This is a genomic window from Flavobacterium sp. 2755, from assembly GCF_031455715.1.
Lineage (GTDB): Bacteria > Bacteroidota > Bacteroidia > Flavobacteriales > Flavobacteriaceae > Flavobacterium.
This window is the reverse complement of record NZ_JAVDTG010000003.1, coordinates 40342-58381: the sequence shown is the minus strand read 5'-3', so window position 1 is coordinate 58381 and position 18040 is coordinate 40342. Positions and strand designations below refer to the sequence as shown.

Here is an 18040-nt window from a genome sequence, read left to right as displayed (position 1 = left end):
AGCTATGCTGTAGTGGTATTTGATGTACTACAACGTTGTAATTGCTTAATTTGGCTCTACTAACTTAAACGATTACAAACTGTATGAAAAATTTTATTTTTAGCTTATTTGTGCTCTTATTGTTACCAGTCTATATGTCTGGACAAGCACAAGCAATTAAAGGGAAAGTAGTTGACAGCAGCGGAATGGGAGTTCCGGGAGCAGTTATCGCTTCATCTGACGCTAGAGCAACTGCTGATGCAGATTTCGACGGAAACTTTACAATCAACGCAAAACCTGGTGACATTTTAAAAGTCTCTATGTTAGGTTTTGATCCAGTTTCTGTACCGGCAACTGCCGCACCAATGACAATTACTTTAAAAGAATCAGCTGATACTGCTTTAAAAGAAGTTGTTGTAATTGGGTACGGTACGAGAAAAAAGATTGACAATACTTCAGCAGTAAGTTCAATCAAAACTGAGGAAATAACTAAAATGAAAGTTATTAATGCCTCGCAAGCTATTCAGGGTAAAGCAGCTGGGGTTCAGGTTGCTACCTCAGACGCACCGGGAAGTACACCGTCTATTGTTATTAGAGGGGTTGGTACTGCATTAGGAGGAAGAAATCCATTATACGTAGTAGATGGTATGCCAACTGATAATATCAATAATATCAATTCAAATGATATTACTTCTTATGAAGTTTTAAAAGATGCATCTGCACTTGCTATTTATGGTACTAGAGGTGCTAATGGTGTAATTATGATTACCACTAAGACTGGTAAAGGAAAAGTTGTTGTGGATATTGATAGTTATGCTGGATTTAGATCTCCTTTAAAAAAGGTAAGAATGGCAAACAGCGATCAATACATTCAGTATAATAATGCAGCTTTTAGAACTCAATTTCCAGCAGGGAGATTTTCTGAAAATCAGCTTTATAACACTAATTGGATGGACGAGATAACTAGAACAGGATCTTATACTCAAAATAATATTTCTATTTCTGGATCTTCTGAAAGTGTTAAATACTTCTTTAGTGTGGGAAATTATGAAGAAGATGGAATATTAAAAGGATCAGAATACGGTCGTACTACTTTTAGAAGTAATAATGAGTATAAAATTTCTGAAAAACTTAAAATTAGCCAAAATTTCAGTGTAAGTTCTATTAAAAATACGCCTCAACCAATGTCTGCATTTACATCTGCCTACAGACAATCACCGTTAGTTCCGGTTCGATATGCTGACGGGAAGTATGGTGTACCTTTTGTATTAAATGGAGTTGTGGGTGAAACTGGTGACTCATTTAATTCAGTAGGAAATCCTGTAGTTGCTTTAGATTATAATAATGAACAGCAAAAAACAGTTGTTCTTCAAGTAGGACTAAAATTAGATTGGGAGATCATTAAATCATTAAAATTTACTTCACAATTTAATGGAGAATATTTCACATATAAACAATATAATTTTGTTGATAATTTAGGTCTTTGGCTGGCAGCTGATCCAAATAGGTTAGAAGCTAATTACGATAGAAAGAGTTTGAATACAAATACTCTAACAAGAAATACAGATGATTATTTCAATTGGAATTTATCTAACTATTTTACATACAATAAAGTTTTTGGTGAAATCCATGATGTAGAAGTTACTGCTGGTATTGAAGCTAACGTAACGGGTACAAGATCAAAAACTACTGCAGATATTAAGAATGTAAACCCAAATAGTAATTATTGGGGACTTGACGGTGTTGCATACGCACAAAATGGTGGTGTAACTACTTATAAAGCTGTCAATGAAAACGAAGCTCGATTAGCATCTTATTTTGCTCGTTTTCAATATAAATTAATGGACAGATATTTATTAACTGGTACTGTAAGACGTGACGGATCTTCAAATTATTCTAGTGATTATCGTTGGGGAACATTCCCATCGGTTGGTCTTGGATGGATTGTAACTAAAGAAAGTTTCTTGTCTGATGTAAAAGGTTTAGATCTATTAAAAATTAGAGGTTCTTGGGGTAAATTAGGAAACCAAAAAGTGCCATTAAACATACAGTCATTTACATCTGGAGTTGATTATAACGGTGGTTCAGGAACAACTATTAATTCTCAAATTGATCCTAGTTTATCATGGGAAATTGTTGAAGAAACTTCGGCAGGTTTAGATGTTGAATTATTTAATAGCAGATTAAAAGGTTCATTTGATGTTTACGATAAAAATACAAACAATGCTATTTTAAATGTTAAGCCATATTCGACATCAGGAATCACATTAGAATCTCCAACACATGTAGGTGAAGTATCTAATAAAGGTTACGAAATTGCTTTACGTTGGGATGACAAAATTACTGATAATTTAAGTTACTGGATAGGGGGTAATTTCTCTCATAACAAAAATGAACTAGTAAGCTTGAAAAATGTTCAGCTTGCAACAATAAATGGAGGTTCATTAGGTAATGGTCAGAACACAAAAATACTTGATAATACATCTGTAGGACAACCTTTAGGTAGTTTCTATATGTATGAATATGCAGGTGTCGACCCAACAAACGGAGATATGTTGTACTATACAGCAAATGGAAGTAAAGTAGCTCAAGGCGCTTTAGACCAAAATAAAGACAGAAAATATGTAGGTTCAGTTTTACCAACTTCAAATTATGGAGTTACTCTTGGACTAAATTATAAAAATATTGATTTCTCTGTAGACGGATACGGTGTAGGAGGAGCAAAAGTATATAATGGAAAAAAAGCACAACGTTTTTCTGGAGAAAATGTAGAAGTATCTTTATTAAACGATATGTGGACTCCAACAAATACATCAGGTTCAAATCCAGCCCCTTTTAATCAGGTTCCAGTTGCATCAACATATTATTTAGAATCTGGAGATTTCTTCAGAATCAATAATATAACTTTAGGATATAAGCTTCCTTTAAAAGAAGAAGGTTTTATTAGCTATTGTAGAATTTACGTAAATGCCATGAATCCTTTCATTACTCAAAAATATTCAGGATTTACACCTGAGGTTTTAGGAGATGGTCAATTAGTTACGGGTACTCAAGGGGTTGAGTTAGATGCTTATCCGGCGTTAAAAACATTTGTAGTTGGTGCAAACTTAAAATTTTAATATCATGAAACGATTATATATATCACTTTTTATACTTTCTGGATTATTTGTGTCTGGATGTTCAGATGAATTTTTAGAAGTAGACCAAACAAAAAATATACCTGCAGATCCTGCTTTGGTAGATAGCGATGCAGGTGCTACATCAATGGTTGATGCGATTTATAATATATTTTTAACTTGGGATATGTCTTCTTTTGCATGGAACGGAGTGACTAGTATCATGACCGACGATGCAGATAAAGGTTCAGATCCGGGAGATACAGGTACAGACAAAGATGTTCTGGATGCTTTGACTTTTAATGCGTCTACACCATCATTTCAAAGTATTTGGAATTATAATTATGCAGGAGTAAATAGAGCTAATCAGGCATTAGCTATGCTTCCAAAGCTTACAAAAGTATCTCCAGCTTTAAAAACCAGATTAGAAGGAGAAGCAAAATTTTTAAGAGCTTTTATGTACTTTACTTTACTTAAAGGATATGGCGGAGTTCCAATTGTTGATCATTTACCAATTCCTGGAAATCAAGACGACATAAATATGCAGTTAATCCGTAAAAGCCCAGCTGAAGTTTATGCTTTTATCGAACAAGATTTAAATGATGCTATCCAAGCTTTACCATTAAAATCTTCATATAGCGGAACAGACGTTGCACGTGTATCTAAAGGATCTGCTTATGCTTTATTAGCGAAGGTTAATTTATACCAAAAAAAATGGCAAAATGTGATTGACAATTGCGATAAAGTAACTGGTTATTCTTTAGTTTCAGATTATGCTTTACAGTATAAAAAAGAAGGAGAATTTGGTTCAGAATCAATTTTTGAAATTAATGGAATTGGAGGAACTTCTTCTCCTGGATTTGGAATTGGAAATTACTCAGTATCTCAAGCGCCTAGAGGTGCTGGAGGATGGGGATGGGGTTTCAATACACCTACTCAAGGACTTGCTAATGCTTATGAAGCTGGAGATGTGAGAAGGGCTGCAACGATTATTTTTAGAGGTTCAGTATTATACGATGGAACTGTAATAGCAGCAACTGTATCTAACCCAATGTACAATTATAAAGCTTATTCATCAGCTTTTTCTAATCAGGAATTTACAGATACAAATCTTAGATATTTACGATATGCTGAGGTGATATTAATGAAAGCTGAGGCTCTAAATGAATTAGGGCAAACTTCAGATGCTATTCCTTTGATCAACATGATTAGACACAGAGCAGGTTTAGGTGATATTCCAGCAACAGGTCAATCAGATGTTAGAAAAGCAATTTATAAAGAAAGAAGATTAGAACTTGCTTTTGAGCATGACAGATGGTTCGATCTTGTAAGAACTGGACAAGCCGAAGCTGCAATGAAAGCAGATGTAAGTCCTGCTTTCCCTAACGGAAAAACTTTTGTAGTTGGTAAACATGAATTATATCCAATCCCATCTACAGTTATTCAGGAGTCAAAAGGTGTAACAGCTCAAAACCCTGGTTATTAATTAAAATCTTAAAAATCACTTCCTTCAAAAGTTTGAAGGAAGTGATTATTTATTCAATATTTAAATTTTTATAATGATTAGAATTTCAGTTTTATTTTTAGCTTTTACTTTTTTTAGTTGTGGATCCAATGCTGAGAAATCAAAAGGAAATGCAGAAGAAAATACTTCTGGTGTTGCATTAACAGATGAACAGCTTCTTGACGCTGTTCAAAAACAAACTTTTAAATACTTCTGGGATTATGCAGAACCAAATTCCGGATTAGCCAGAGAACGTTTTCATCCAGACGGAGTTTATCCTGAAAACGATTCAAATATTGTAACAACAGGTGGTTCAGGTTTTGGATTAATGGCTTTGGTTTCAGGAATGTCACAAGGTTATATTACAAAAGAACAAGGAGTAGAAAGACTTAACAAAATTGCAGATTTTTTAGGCAAAGCAGATCGTTTTCATGGCGCATGGTCACACTGGATCGATGGAAATACAGGAAAAGTAAAACCTTTTGGAACCAAGGATAATGGCGGCGATTTAGTCGAAACTTCATTCTTGGTTGCAGGGATGATTACGGTTCGTGAATATCTTAAAGATGGCTCTGAAAAAGAAAAAGCAGTAGCACAAAAATACGATGCACTTTGGAAAGGTGTTGACTGGCAATGGTATACGAACAATAAAAATGTTTTGTATTGGCACTGGTCCCCAAGTTATGCCTGGCAAATGAATTTTCCGTTACAAGGATATAACGAATGTTTGATTACCTATGTAATGGCAGCTTCATCACCAACGCACACCATAGATGCAAAAGCATATCACGAAGGATGGGCGAGAAGCGGTGGAATTGTTTCTTCTAAAACAAAATATAACATTCCATTAATTTTAAAACATAATGGAGCAGAAGAATTTGGCGGTCCTTTATTCTGGGCGCATTATTCTTATGTAGGATTAGATCCAAATCAATTGAAAGATAAATATGCTAATTATTGGGATTTGAACGTAAATCAAACCAAAATAAATTACCAATATGCAGTAGAAAACCCAAAGAAAGTAAAAGGTTATGGAGCTGATTATTGGGGATTAACAGCATCTTATTCAAGAAATCCTGATGGATCTATTGGTTACAATGCTCATATGCCAAGTAATGATCAGGAAGTTATATCACCAACAGCTGCAATAAGTTCTATAGTATATACGCCAAAAGAATCTATAGCAGTAATCCGAAACTTATATGACAATCATAAAAAAGAAACTTGGGGAGAAGCAGGTTTTTATGACGCTCTAAGTTTAGGAAATAATTGGGTTGCAAAACGTTATTTAGCTATTGATCAAGGGCCAGAAGTAGTAATGATAGAAAACTACAGAACTGGTTTATTGTGGAAGTTATTTATGAATGCACCAGAAGTAAAACATGGCTTAACAAAGCTTGGGTTTAAATCTGCTAAATACGGTATTTAAGAAATAATTTATTATGAAATATAAACTAGGTCTATTATTGCTGTTTATTTCTGCATTAGGTTTTGCACAAAGTGAAACCACAGGAAAAATAAAAACAGTTATTGTAACGAATAATGAATTAGGCTACATATTACACAAACCAGCCAATACAAAAGATAAAAAGCCATTAATAGTTTTTATTTCAGGAGATGGAGAAAAAGGGACAGACATTGAAAAAGTAAAAATTCATGGACCTTTTAAATATTTAAAAACGCATCAGTTAGACGCTTATGTTTTAGCGCCGCAATGTAAAGAAGAGGAGAATTGGGATACAGAATCAATTTACGAATTGATTTTAAAAATTCAGAAAGAAAATAAAATTGATTCAGAAAGAATATATGTTACTGGTTTGAGCTCAGGAGGCTGGGCATCGTGGAATTTGGCTTTTGCACATCCGGATCTATTTGCCGCAAACGTACCTGTCGCTGGCTTTGTAGATTTAATTCAATTAGAAAAAACTTGTGAAATAGCCAATATTCCAACCAGAATTTTCCACGGATTATTAGATGATGTGGTAAAAGTAGATTATGCCATAAGCGTTTACAAAGAATTAAAAAAATGTAATGCAAAAGATGTTCAGTTAACTATTTTTGATGATGCTGGACACGACAGCTGGACACGAGTTTACGACAATCCGGAAATTTATGACTGGATGTTGAAACAGAAAAAATTGAATACGAACAAATAAATAAAATAGAATGAAAAACAAATTAGTCTTACTTTTTTTAGGATGTGCTGTTTTGGGTTACGCTCAAAAAAAGAGCACAAAAAGTACAGTGAAAATTAAACCTAAGTCAGAGTTTGTAGCAGAATTAATGTCAAAAATGACATTAGAAGAGAAATTAGGACAGTTAAATTTACCAACATCTGGTGATATTACAACAGGACAAGCAAACAGCTCAAATGTTGCAAAAAATATTGCAGAAGGAAAAGTGGGCGGTTTGTTCAATATAAAATCAGTACAAAAAATTAAAGAAGTACAAAAAATTGCTGTCGAACAAAGCCGTTTAAAAATTCCATTGCTTTTTGGTATGGACGTTATTCACGGTTACGAAACAACATTCCCAATTCCGTTAGGATTATCTTGTACTTGGGATATGGCTTTAATTGAAAGAAGCGCACAGATTGCTGCTAAAGAAGCAAGTGCAGACGGAATCAACTGGACATTTTCTCCAATGGTAGATATTTCCCGTGATCCGCGCTGGGGAAGAGTTTCTGAAGGTTCAGGTGAAGATCCGTACTTAGGAAGCCAGATTGCAAAAGCAATGGTAAACGGATACCAACAGCACGATCTTTCAAAAAACAACTCCATTTTAGCGTGTGTTAAACACTTTGCATTGTACGGAGCGCCAGAAGCAGGTCGTGATTACAACACAGTTGATATGAGTCATATCAGAATGTTTAATGACTATTTTCCTCCTTACAAAGCTGCAGTTGACGCTGGAGTAGGTTCAGTTATGGCTTCTTTCAATGAAATTGACGGAATTCCTGCAACAGGGAATAAATGGTTAATGACTCATGTTTTAAGAAAACAATGGGGTTTTAAAGGTTTCGTAGTAACAGATTTTACAGGAATTCCTGAAATGATTGAACACGGAATGGGTAATCTTCAAGATGTTTCGGCTTTGGCATTAAACGCTGGTGTAGAAATGGATATGGTTGGAGAAGGTTTCTTAGGAACTTTGAAAAAATCATTAGATGAAAAAAGAGTTTCTATCGAAACAATTGATAATGCGGTTAGGCTTATTTTAGAAGCAAAATATGATTTAGGATTATTCCAGGATCCATATAAATATTGTGACGAAAAAAGAGCTAAAACGGAGATATTCACAGCAGACAGCAGAAAAGAAGCTCGTCAAATTGCTGCACAATCATTGGTATTATTAAAAAACCAAAATCAATTACTGCCACTTAAAAAATCAGGAACAATTGGTTTAATTGGGCCTTTGGCAGATGCTAAAGAAAATATGCCGGGAACATGGAGTGTAGCTACAAGAATGGAAAATGCTGTTTCATTATTAGCAGGAATTAAAGAAGTTGCAGGACCATCAACAAAAGTTTTATATGCTAAAGGAAGTAACTTAGATTACGACGAAGAATTTGAAACTAAAGCTACAATGTTTGGAAAAACATTACACCGCGATGCACGTTCAAAAGAAGAATTATTAGCAGAAGCTTTAAAAGTTGCTCAGCAATCTGATGTAATTATTGCAGCAATTGGAGAATCTGCAGAAATGAGCGGAGAATCAAGCAGCCGTACGAATTTAGAAATTCCACAAGCACAAAAAGATTTATTAAACGCATTATTAAAAACTGGAAAACCAGTTGTTGTGGTATTATTTGACGGACGTCCGTTAGTGATTATTGACGAAGAAAAAACAGTTCCTGCCATTTTAAATGCTTGGTTTGCTGGTACAGAAGCAGGTTACGCAATTGCTGACGTTTTATTTGGAGATGTAAATCCTTCTGGAAAATTGACAACAACTTTCCCAAGAAGCGTTGGTCAGTTACCAATTTATTACGCACACAAAAATACAGGTAGACCGCTTTCTAACACAGAAGGTAAATTCGAAAAATTCAGATCTAACTATATTGACGAAAGAAACGAACCATTATTTCCATTCGGATTTGGTTTAAGCTATACGACTTTTGATTATTCAAACCTGAAAATTTCTTCGGATAAAATGAATTTCAGCGGAAAATTAAAAGTAACAGTTGATGTAGCAAATACAGGAAATTTCGACGGAAAAGAAACAGTTCAATTATACATTAGAGACTTAGTTGGTTCAGTAACAAGACCAGTTAGAGAATTGAAAGGTTTCCAAAAAATAGCACTTAAAAAAGGTGAAAAACAAACAGTAAGTTTTGATATTACTGTTGAAGATTTAAAATTTTATAATTCTGATTTGCAATTCGCAGCAGAACCTGGACAGTTCGATATTTTCGTTGGAGGAAATTCAACTGCCGACAAGAAAGTTAGTTTTGAGTTAACTAAATAGTTGGTTTATTGATTAGTAAGGGCCCTTCGTTTGGTTGACGGAGGGCTTTTTTTATAAAAGAACATTTTTTTAAAATACTATAAACTTAAAATGATGAATACTATTAAAACACTTAAAACAACACTTTTCTTAGTAATCGCGATTGTTATTCAATCATGTTGTATTAAAGAAAATGCAATCGTAGCACACCGCGGCGCATGGAAAAAGAATAACCTTCCAGAAAATTCTATCGCATCTTTAAGACATGCTATTGACTTAAAACTTCCCGGTTCAGAATTTGACGTTTGGAGAACCGCAGATGATTCGCTTGTAATCAATCACGATGCGCATTATAACAAATTACTTATTGAAGAAACCAATTATGCCGATTTAATAAAGTTTAAACTTTCTAATGGAGAAAAACTTCCAACACTATACGAATACATTTCAGAAGGAAAAAAGAACAACAAAAAGACTCTTTTAGTCTGCGAAATAAAACCTTCGGAAATAAGTAAAGAAAGAGGTCAAAAAACAGCATTAATGTCTGTAGAAACGATCAAAAAGCTAAAAGCAGATAAAATTACCTGTTACATAAGTTTTGGCTATGAAATTTTAAAACAAATTAGACTAGTTGACCAGAAAACAGTTTTGCAATATTTAGAAGGAAATAAATCTCCAAAAGAAGTAAAAGCAGATAATATTAGCGGTGTAGATTATCATTATTCTGTCTTTAAAAAACATCCGGAATGGATTAAAGAAGCAAAAGAAAATAAGATTATTCTAAACGCCTGGACAGTTAATGAAGCGGCTGATATGGATTGGATTATAGCCAATAAATTCAATTACATTACCACAAATGAACCTGAACTTTTAAGCGAAAGATTAAAAGAGAAAAAATAGATTTTCATCATCATTTTACTAAGAGATTGAATTCTATATAAACTTAAAAAGAATATAAATGAAAAAGATATTCCTATTACTTTTAGCTGCCTGTACAACAAGTATTTGGTCGCAAAAAGCTAATATTCCCGGAAAAACAGATTGGTTTGACCCAAATAAACCCGCAACGACATATTGTAACCCAATCAATATTGGATACAATTTTACTACTCACAATCATAACGGAATTCCTGAATCGCGCCGTTCAAGCGCCGATCCCGTAATTATTACGTATAAAGGCGAATATTATTTATTTGCAACCAATCAGGCAGGTTTCTTTTGGAGTAAAGACATGTCAGACTGGAATTTCGTTTACGGAAGTTTTCAAAGAAAGCCGGGCGACGATGACCAATGCGCACCTGCGGCATGGGTTGTAAATGATACCTTATTTTACGTTGGTTCAACATGGAATAGAGATCACCCAATTTGGAAAACGGCCGATCCAAAATCAGGAAGATGGACACGTCACGTAGACAAAGCCATGCTGCCAACGTGGGATCCTGCGATTTTTCAGGATGATGATAAAAAAGTATATATGTATTACGGTTCAAGCGGAAAACTACCGCTTGTAGGTACAGAGGTTGATTATAACACATGGCTTCCAAAAGGAAATCAGGCTGATTATGCACAATTATACAAAGCAACAGAAGTAGAAGATATTCAGCGTCCGTATGGGCAGATCAAAGAAGTTGCTATTTTAGATCCTGCAGCGCACGGCTGGGAACGTTTTGGTCCAAATAATGATATGGAACCAGCACCTTGGGGAAATTTCATTGAAGGAGCGTGGATGACAAAACACAACGGAAAATATTATATGCAATATGGCGCGCCTGCCACCGAATTTAAAGGTTATGCAAACGGAGTTCATGTTGGAGATAATCCGCTTGGACCATTTACGTATCAAAAACACAATCCAATGTCATATAAACCGGGCGGATTTGTAATTGGTGCCGGACACGGAAATACTTTTGCAGATAACTACGGAAATTATTGGAACACAGGAACATGTAAGATATCTATAAAAGACCGTTTTGAGCGTCGTATCGATATGTTTCCAGCAGGTTTTGATAAAGATGATGTTATGTATTCGATAACTTCTTACGGAGATTTTCCAATTGTTCTTCCAACAAGTAATCGTGACCAGACAAAAGGAGCTTCATCTGGATGGATGCTGCTTTCTTATAAAAAACCTGTAACCGTTTCTTCTTCTGAAGAATGTTTGGAAGTTGAAACACACAGAATGGATAACGGCGGGAAAAAAGTCTACGAGAAATTTTGTTATGGTCCGGAAAATTTAACCGATGAAAATATTCAAACGTATTGGTCTGCAAAAACAGGAAATCCGGACGAATGGCTTCAAATGGATTTAGGCCGTCAAATGGAAATTAAGGCGTTGCAGATCAATTATGCAGATCATAAAGCAACACAGTATAACAAAGCAATGGATATTTACTATCAGTATAAAATATTTATGTCTGATGATGTACAAAACTGGACTTTGGTGGTAGATAAATCTAAAAACGATAAGGATGCACCACACGATTATGTTGAATTAACAAAATCATTTAAAGCACGTTACATCAAAATGGTCAACATTCACAATGCATCTGGATTGTTTGCCATTTCAGATTTCAGGGTTTTTGGAAATGGATTATCAGAAAAACCAAAAGCGGTTACGGCATTTAAAGTTGACAGAAATAAACTGGATTCAAGAAACGCCATGATTTCGTGGAAAAAACAAAATGATGCTGTAGGATACAATATTTATTATGGAATTGCCCCAGATAAATTATACAACAGTATTATGGTTTATGGAGATAACGTATACGATTTTAGAGGTTTAGACAAAGGAACAAAGTATTATTTTACAATTGAGCCTTTTAATGAAAACGGAATTGGTACAAAAAATAAGATTATCGAAGTAAAGTAACATTATTTTAAAGAAAATAAGAAAAACTCTAATTATGAACAAAAAAGGTTTATAATTAGAGTTTTTTTTTGAGAAAAGGCTACAAAAAAACTCTGACAGTTCTGTAGAATTTTGTTTCTTTGTAAGAGAAGCCAAAAAAGCAACATAACCCCAAAATGTTATTAAAATTATGAAAAAAACGATTCTTTTAACTGCATTAGTTTTAAATGGATTGACCGCATCTTTTGCTCAGTCAAATGATGAAAAAAACATTAAATTATTTTATAAAAAAGCTTTAACCGAAGCTAAATGTTATTCTTGGTTAGAATATCTTTCAAATGATATCGGAAGCCGTTTGTCAGGATCAAAAGGTGCTGCAGAAGCTGTAGAGTATACAAAAAGACAATTAGAAGGCCTTGGACTTGATAAAGTTTATCTTCAGGAAGTTATGGTTCCTCACTGGGTTCGCGGTGAAAAAGAAACGGCTTTTATCGTGGATGGAAAAGTAAAAACTGCTGTGCCAATTTGTGCATTGGGCGGATCTGTTGCAACTCCAAAAACTGGACTTACAGCAGAAATAATTGAAGTGCAGGGAATTAAAGAATTGAATGAATTAGGTGCTGATAAAGTAAAAGGAAAAATTGTTTTTTATAACAGACCAATGAACCCTGAAAATATCGAAACATTTACATCTTACGGAGCTTGTGTAGACCAAAGATATGCTGGTGCAAAAGAAGCTGCTAAATTAGGGGCAGTAGGAACAATTGTCCGTTCAATGAATTTACGTTTAGACGATTTTCCTCATACAGGAGCTCAGAGTTATGGTGATTTGCCAAAAGAGCAATATATTCCAACTGCAGCAATTAGTACAAACGGAGCTGAATTATTAAGTAAAACTTTAAAAGTAAATCCAACTGTAAAATTTTATTTCAAACAATCTTGTGAAACTTTACCAGATGTATTGTCTCATAACGTAATTGGAGAATTAACAGGAACAGTAAACCCATCAAACATTATGGTTGTGGGCGGTCACTTAGATTCTTGGGATTTAGCTGATGGATCTCATGATGATGGAGCAGGTGTAGTACAAAGTATGGAAGTAATAAGAATTCTTAAAAATTTAAATTACAAACCTAAAAATACGATTCGTGTAGTTTTATTTATGAACGAAGAAAATGGCGGAAAAGGCGGTGCGAAATATGAAGAAGTTTCTAAGCAGAAAAACGAAAACCATATTTTTGCTTTAGAAAGTGATTCAGGCGGATTTTCTCCAAGAGGATTTTCTATTGAAGCTGATGATGCTAATTTGAAAAAAATACAAGGATTTAAAGACTTTTTCGAACCTTATTTAGTTCATAGTTTTACAATTGGACATGCGGGTTCAGATATTAATCATTTAACGTCTAAAGCAATTGTTAAAGCAGGATTGAAACCAGATTCTCAGCGTTATTTTGATTACCACCACGCAGCAAATGATAAATTTGATGCCATCAATAAAAGAGAATTAGAACTTGGTGCTGCAACAATGACTTCGTTACTTTATTTAATTGATCAAACAGGAATCGTTCTTCCATCAGCAAATTAAGATTCTTAAAATCGATAATATTTAAAAGCTGCGAGTATGAACTCGCAGCTTTTTTATTTGATGAAACTCTAAAATTAATTTTTCATTACTAATAAATAATAGAAAAAGGTGATTGGAATATTAGAAAGCAGAATTAAAATTTTAACTGCAATATCCCTTCTTTGTTCAGGAAGATGAATAAACCGATCTGCTAAATGAACGAACATTATCAAATTTACGATTATTGCCGAAAAAGCAAATGGCCACGCAATGACAAGAATATTTGGACTTTGGTTTGTAACAATATAAAGTATAAATAGTATTGTAATGATGATGAAAGATCCAATTGCTAATTCAGTAGATTGTTTTTCTTCAAATTTATGATTGATTGTTTTCATGATTTTAAATTTTAAATGTTTGTTGAATAGATGTTACAGGCATTAAAAGCATTTTTGAAAAATCCAGATAATAGAAGGAATGTGCTTGTTTTCCTCTTTTAAATTGCTGAATGAAATATTTCATTTTCTTCGGATAAAATAATGTCCCTGTTAAAATAACCATAAACAAATACAAGCTTCTTTTTCCGTTGCCAAGAAGATAATACTGCATCCCGATTTCTTCATAAACTGAAATTCCGGTATTGGTTAAGACATGAATAATATCATGATCTTCCAGTTTTTCCTGAATGTCAAAATGATTTTTGCAGAGAAAATTTCCTAAACCATAACCTAAACTATCTTTCGGGAAATTCATTAATTCCGTTTTATTGATTTCCCACGGATCATTTTTCTTAAAATACTTTTGATAAGGCTTTTTAGTGGTTTCGTATAATTTTTCTATTAAATAATCTCTCATGTCTTGGTTAGTTAAAAGTTCTTTGAAATTCAAAGTGAATAATGAAATAAAAAAGCTAATTGGTTTTAAAATTAGCTTTTATCGAATTTTAATAATTATCAATTATAGTTTTAAGCAAATTTGAATCGTCCAGGTCAGAAGGGGCAACCACTTTTTCCTCTAACGGAATTTCATTCCCATATCTTTCCTTTAATATCTTTTGAACTCTCGGATCTTCTAAATTAAAACTCTTCAATTCTCTTAGTTTTGAAAGCTCGATTCCGGCAGCGTTTTTATAAATTTTCCAAACCAATTCAGAACAATAAATTCTCGTATCCGTCCATTCAAAATAAGCGTCATATTCTTTTCCATCAAACTGCTGGCTGTAATCTTTCATTTTTTCAAGAACAGCCGGAGTCAAAACTTTATCAGCATTTTTTAATCGCTTTACCACATATTTATTGTCTTTTCCGTGCTGAATCCATTCATCAAACGGCGTAAGTTTTACAGGCTGAACGGCTTCAAAAACAAACCAATTTCCGTTTATATCATAAATAATTCCACAATGAGAAAATTTAGAATTGGTTGCTATTCGTACAGCTTCGCATTGAGGAGATTGTGAAGTTTGAAAGATAATATCTCCATCCTGAATTTTACTCGATTCATTTTTCGTTTCCGTCTTTGTTTTCGAAAACGGATTATTTGGGAAAACTTTCATCGCTGCAAACAACGCCAAGCCAAAACTTAGTGCGAATGTGATAATAAGGAAAATATATTTTTGCTTCTTCATAATTTAAATATAAAATAAAGTACTTTGAGTTACAAAGTAAATAATAAAAAAAATAGTTACCAAATAAATGATAACTATTTTTAAAATATATTTTTGAAGAAGAATTAGATTCTAAAGATTCCTCCAACAGCAATAATTCTTTGAAAGTAATAAAAGTGCTGTGAGGCCTTATCGTCATTACTTACAGTAGTTTTGATATCGTGCATATCGATATAACCGCCTTTTAATTCTCCCTGAAGGTAGAAATGTTTGAAGAAAGTAATATTTAGACCTGCTTTTGCAGAAATACCGTAACCAGAAACATGAAAATCATCATGACGTTCTTTTCCTAAAAGAGTAGTATTGGTTTTAGGATATAAAACACCAGCTCCTAATCCCTCAGTCAAGTTAATTTGTACTTTATCAATATTTGGAAGACTGAACAATTTCGAAATATCATCAAATCTTGAAACTTCTGTATTGATGTAATTCAAACCATCTGTATGTTCGTACATTAAAAAAGCTGGTCCATTTGGATTAGTAACCCCCATGTCATAACCACCTTCTATAGCACCATTTAAAGACATATCTACAGGTGTATTTTCATAATGACCATTGTAGATAGAAGCAGGATCATTTGCAGGTAAATTAATATCGCCATTAACTTTAGCCGTTTGATTCTGAGCCATTACATATTTCATATGATCTACACCAATTGTAACACTATAGTGATCACTAAAGAAATAACCTAATCTCAAATTCGTTTGAGGAATTGTCATATTAGCAGGGTTGATATAATCAACGTGCCATCCTTTTGGTTTATCATGAGCAGACATATCTTCTACTCTAAACTTATAATCTTTTCCAGTAAAAGTTACATCAGATTTTGAGTAACTTTCTCTGTTACCACCCCACATAACAAAGAATTTTCCTTTGTTGTGAGCAGTATATTTTTGTACAGGTATTTCTTCTTGAGCAAATGTGTTTAGTGAAACACAAGCCAATAGGAAAAATAAAATATTTGTTTTCAAAGAACTTAAGTATTATAAAATTAAAATGAGTTAACTGTTTTTCTGATAGCAACAAGCTTATTCATTAAACCTTCAAAATAGTCTAAATGAAGCATATTAGCGCCATCACTTTTTGCGTTTGCAGGATCAAAATGTGTTTCGATAAAAATTCCGTCAACACCAACTGCAATACCAGCTTTAGCAACAGTTTCAATCATATCAGGTCTTCCGCCCGTAACTCCGGCAGTTTGGTTTGGCTGTTGTAAAGAATGCGTAACATCCAATACCGTTGTTGCATATTGCTGCATAGTAGGAATTCCTCTAAAATCAACAATCATGTCCTGGTAGCCAAACATAGTACCACGATCTGTAACGACAACATTTTCGTTATTACAGTCTAATACTTTTTGTACAGCATGTTTCATACTTTCAGGACTCATAAATTGTCCTTTTTTCAAATTTACCACTTTTCCCGTATTTGCCGCTGCCACAACTAAATCAGTCTGGCGAACTAAAAATGCAGGAATTTGTAAAACATCAACGTATTGTGCTGCCATGTCAGCATCTTCGTTAGTATGAATATCTGTAACTGTTGGAATGTGAAAAGTCTCTGAAACTTTTCTTAAAATTTTTAAAGCTTTTTCGTCACCAATTCCAGAAAAACTGTCAATTCTAGAACGGTTTGCTTTTTTAAAAGATCCTTTAAACACATAAGGAATCTTAAGATTGTTGGTAATACCAACTAATTTTTCAGCAATTCTAAGAGCCATTTCCTCTCCTTCAATAGCGCAAGGTCCCGCCAATAAAAAGAAATTCCCGCTGTCAGTATGCTTAATTTGTGGAATATGTTGTAAGTTCATAAAATTATTTTTTTGCCCTGCAAAGGTAGTTATGATTTATGAATAGCAGATGAAGATTTAAGATTATTTTAAGAGCAATAATTGTTAAATATGTAATACTTTTCTGTATGTAATTGGTTTCTTTGTTTTTAGTAAGAGTTTCTACACAAGACTTGTTACACCTTCAAATTAAATTCTGTTTTCAAAAGAGTGTTTAATTGATCATCTTCAAAAGGAATAAGTTCAGTAACCCCGTTTTTTACAGATTTTATAACATTTTTAAATAGTATTTTTTTACCAAGCGGATTCTGTAAAACAACAATCAGGTTTTGTGTAAAAAATGAATCCGGATGAGAATAATTGTAGTGATTGGCAGGTTTAAAATCGATCCATCGTTGAGGAGTCAAATCAAACGAATATAAATTAGTCCATTCCTTTCCAATTTTTATTTGCAGTAAATAGTCATCATCTTCTGTTTTTACCAAAGTAAAAGTGTCAAAATCCTGCTGAATTTCAGTTCCAATTTCACTCAGTTTTAAAGGTTCTCTAATACTGTTGCCTCCAAATCCTAAATCAATCAAATATTCTTCATTTTCAATTTCAGCAATAATTGCCAAATGCGTTTTAGCATTTGGAATAGGATTAACCAACGGGCGTACAGCAATATAATAATGTGGAAGACCAATTTCCTGAAGTAATAAAGAAAAGATTCCGTTAACTTGATAGCAATAGCCCCCGCGATTTTTAGCTACGATTTGATTTACAATATCATCACCAATAAGTGAGATTGTTTTGCCTGCCTGTACATCAAGATTTTCAAAAGGCACACTAAATATCTGACTTTGCATGAGTTTTGTTATACCCGCTAGATCTAATTTAATTTCTTCTGAAAAATTGATTCTGTTTAAATATTGCTGTAAATCGAAACTTGGAGCTTCAATTTTATATTTTTTTGATTGTTCCATTTGAGTAGATTTTATTTGTTTCGATAAGAAACATGAATGTTTAAAGCATATGAAAATATGCTTACTTGTAAAGTTACAAATTCAGTAAGTTTTGAATTCGATTTTTTTGATTTTTTCTTTTGACAACTGTTGCTAGCGCGAGCGTCCCGCTCGTGCCCGCAATCTA

14 protein-coding genes are annotated in these 18040 nt (G+C 33.6%); 8 read left to right on the top strand and 6 right to left on the bottom strand.

Annotated elements, in window-relative coordinates:
- Nucleotides 1-83: 83 nt before the first annotated feature.
- The 8 genes from J2Y38_RS07530 to J2Y38_RS07495 all read left to right on the top strand — a co-directional run bounded on the left by J2Y38_RS07530 (nucleotide 84) and on the right by J2Y38_RS07495 (nucleotide 13478).
- A complete protein-coding gene (locus tag J2Y38_RS07530; RefSeq protein WP_309840990.1) occupies nucleotides 84-3098 on the top strand; it encodes a SusC/RagA family TonB-linked outer membrane protein in 3015 nt (1004 codons plus the stop codon).
- A 4-nt stretch (nucleotides 3099-3102) separates the two neighbouring features.
- A complete protein-coding gene (locus J2Y38_RS07525) occupies nucleotides 3103-4581 on the top strand; it encodes a RagB/SusD family nutrient uptake outer membrane protein (protein WP_309840989.1) in 1479 nt (492 codons plus the stop codon).
- A 73-nt stretch (nucleotides 4582-4654) separates the two neighbouring features.
- The gene (locus tag J2Y38_RS07520; protein ID WP_309840988.1) at nucleotides 4655-6028 is read left to right on the top strand and encodes a glucoamylase family protein; all 1374 of its coding nucleotides are present in this window, start codon (nucleotides 4655-4657) and stop codon (nucleotides 6026-6028) included.
- A gap of 13 nt (nucleotides 6029-6041) precedes the next feature.
- Nucleotides 6042-6755 carry a prolyl oligopeptidase family serine peptidase gene (locus J2Y38_RS07515; protein ID WP_309840987.1) on the top strand — a complete coding sequence of 238 codons (714 nt, stop codon included), beginning with the start codon at nucleotides 6042-6044 and terminating at the stop codon, nucleotides 6753-6755.
- 10 nt (nucleotides 6756-6765) lie between these two features.
- On the top strand, nucleotides 6766-9066 hold the full coding sequence (gene bglX, locus J2Y38_RS07510) for a beta-glucosidase BglX (protein WP_309840985.1): 2301 nt from the start codon (nucleotides 6766-6768) through the stop codon (nucleotides 9064-9066).
- A gap of 90 nt (nucleotides 9067-9156) precedes the next feature.
- Nucleotides 9157-9945 (top strand): glycerophosphodiester phosphodiesterase family protein, encoded by a 789-nt coding sequence (locus J2Y38_RS07505; protein ID WP_309840984.1) that lies wholly within the window; start codon nucleotides 9157-9159, stop codon nucleotides 9943-9945.
- Between the two features lie 58 nt (nucleotides 9946-10003).
- Nucleotides 10004-11914, top strand: a complete 1911-nt coding sequence (locus J2Y38_RS07500; RefSeq protein ID WP_309840983.1) for a discoidin domain-containing protein — start codon at nucleotides 10004-10006, stop codon at nucleotides 11912-11914.
- Nucleotides 11915-12083: 169 nt separating this feature from the next.
- Nucleotides 12084-13478: a M20/M25/M40 family metallo-hydrolase gene (locus J2Y38_RS07495; protein WP_309840982.1), complete on the top strand. Its 1395-nt coding sequence runs from the start codon at nucleotides 12084-12086 to the stop codon at nucleotides 13476-13478.
- A 74-nt stretch (nucleotides 13479-13552) separates the two neighbouring features.
- Here the strand turns inward: J2Y38_RS07495 and J2Y38_RS07490 are convergent, their stop codons facing one another.
- From J2Y38_RS07490 to J2Y38_RS07465, 6 genes are all read right to left on the bottom strand, one after another.
- The gene (locus tag J2Y38_RS07490; protein WP_309840981.1) at nucleotides 13553-13855 is read right to left on the bottom strand and encodes a hypothetical protein; all 303 of its coding nucleotides are present in this window, start codon (nucleotides 13853-13855) and stop codon (nucleotides 13553-13555) included.
- Between the two features lie 4 nt (nucleotides 13856-13859).
- Nucleotides 13860-14312 carry a hypothetical protein gene (locus J2Y38_RS07485; RefSeq protein WP_309840979.1) on the bottom strand — a complete coding sequence of 151 codons (453 nt, stop codon included), beginning with the start codon at nucleotides 14310-14312 and terminating at the stop codon, nucleotides 13860-13862.
- 88 nt (nucleotides 14313-14400) lie between these two features.
- Complete coding sequence (locus J2Y38_RS07480; protein WP_309840978.1) at nucleotides 14401-15081, bottom strand: YiiX family permuted papain-like enzyme; 681 nt, start codon at nucleotides 15079-15081, stop codon at nucleotides 14401-14403.
- Nucleotides 15082-15185: 104 nt separating this feature from the next.
- Nucleotides 15186-16091, bottom strand: coding sequence for a hypothetical protein (locus J2Y38_RS07475; RefSeq protein ID WP_309840977.1), 906 nt, complete (start codon nucleotides 16089-16091; stop codon nucleotides 15186-15188).
- A 20-nt stretch (nucleotides 16092-16111) separates the two neighbouring features.
- A complete protein-coding gene (gene kdsA / locus J2Y38_RS07470) occupies nucleotides 16112-16930 on the bottom strand; it encodes a 3-deoxy-8-phosphooctulonate synthase (protein WP_309840976.1) in 819 nt (272 codons plus the stop codon).
- A gap of 155 nt (nucleotides 16931-17085) precedes the next feature.
- The gene (locus tag J2Y38_RS07465; RefSeq protein ID WP_309840975.1) at nucleotides 17086-17874 is read right to left on the bottom strand and encodes an arylamine N-acetyltransferase; all 789 of its coding nucleotides are present in this window, start codon (nucleotides 17872-17874) and stop codon (nucleotides 17086-17088) included.
- Nucleotides 17875-18040 lie beyond the last annotated feature (166 nt).

Excerpts from the sequence above, each read along its gene's own strand:
- J2Y38_RS07530 (WP_309840990.1), top strand. The coding sequence starts at position 84 with ATGAAAAATTTTATTTTTAGCTTATTTGTGCTCTTATTGTTACCAGTC.
- J2Y38_RS07525 (WP_309840989.1), top strand. The coding sequence starts at position 3,103 with ATGAAACGATTATATATATCACTTTTTATACTTTCTGGATTATTTGTG.
- J2Y38_RS07520 (WP_309840988.1), top strand. The coding sequence starts at position 4,655 with ATGATTAGAATTTCAGTTTTATTTTTAGCTTTTACTTTTTTTAGTTGT.
- J2Y38_RS07515 (WP_309840987.1), top strand. The coding sequence starts at position 6,042 with ATGAAATATAAACTAGGTCTATTATTGCTGTTTATTTCTGCATTAGGT.
- bglX (WP_309840985.1), top strand. The coding sequence starts at position 6,766 with ATGAAAAACAAATTAGTCTTACTTTTTTTAGGATGTGCTGTTTTGGGT.
- J2Y38_RS07505 (WP_309840984.1), top strand. The coding sequence starts at position 9,157 with ATGATGAATACTATTAAAACACTTAAAACAACACTTTTCTTAGTAATC.
- J2Y38_RS07500 (WP_309840983.1), top strand. The coding sequence starts at position 10,004 with ATGAAAAAGATATTCCTATTACTTTTAGCTGCCTGTACAACAAGTATT.
- J2Y38_RS07495 (WP_309840982.1), top strand. The coding sequence starts at position 12,084 with ATGAAAAAAACGATTCTTTTAACTGCATTAGTTTTAAATGGATTGACC.
- J2Y38_RS07490 (WP_309840981.1), bottom strand. The coding sequence starts at position 13,855 with ATGAAAACAATCAATCATAAATTTGAAGAAAAACAATCTACTGAATTA.
- J2Y38_RS07485 (WP_309840979.1), bottom strand. The coding sequence starts at position 14,312 with ATGAGAGATTATTTAATAGAAAAATTATACGAAACCACTAAAAAGCCT.
- J2Y38_RS07480 (WP_309840978.1), bottom strand. The coding sequence starts at position 15,081 with ATGAAGAAGCAAAAATATATTTTCCTTATTATCACATTCGCACTAAGT.
- kdsA (WP_309840976.1), bottom strand. The coding sequence starts at position 16,930 with ATGAACTTACAACATATTCCACAAATTAAGCATACTGACAGCGGGAAT.
- J2Y38_RS07465 (WP_309840975.1), bottom strand. The coding sequence starts at position 17,874 with ATGGAACAATCAAAAAAATATAAAATTGAAGCTCCAAGTTTCGATTTA.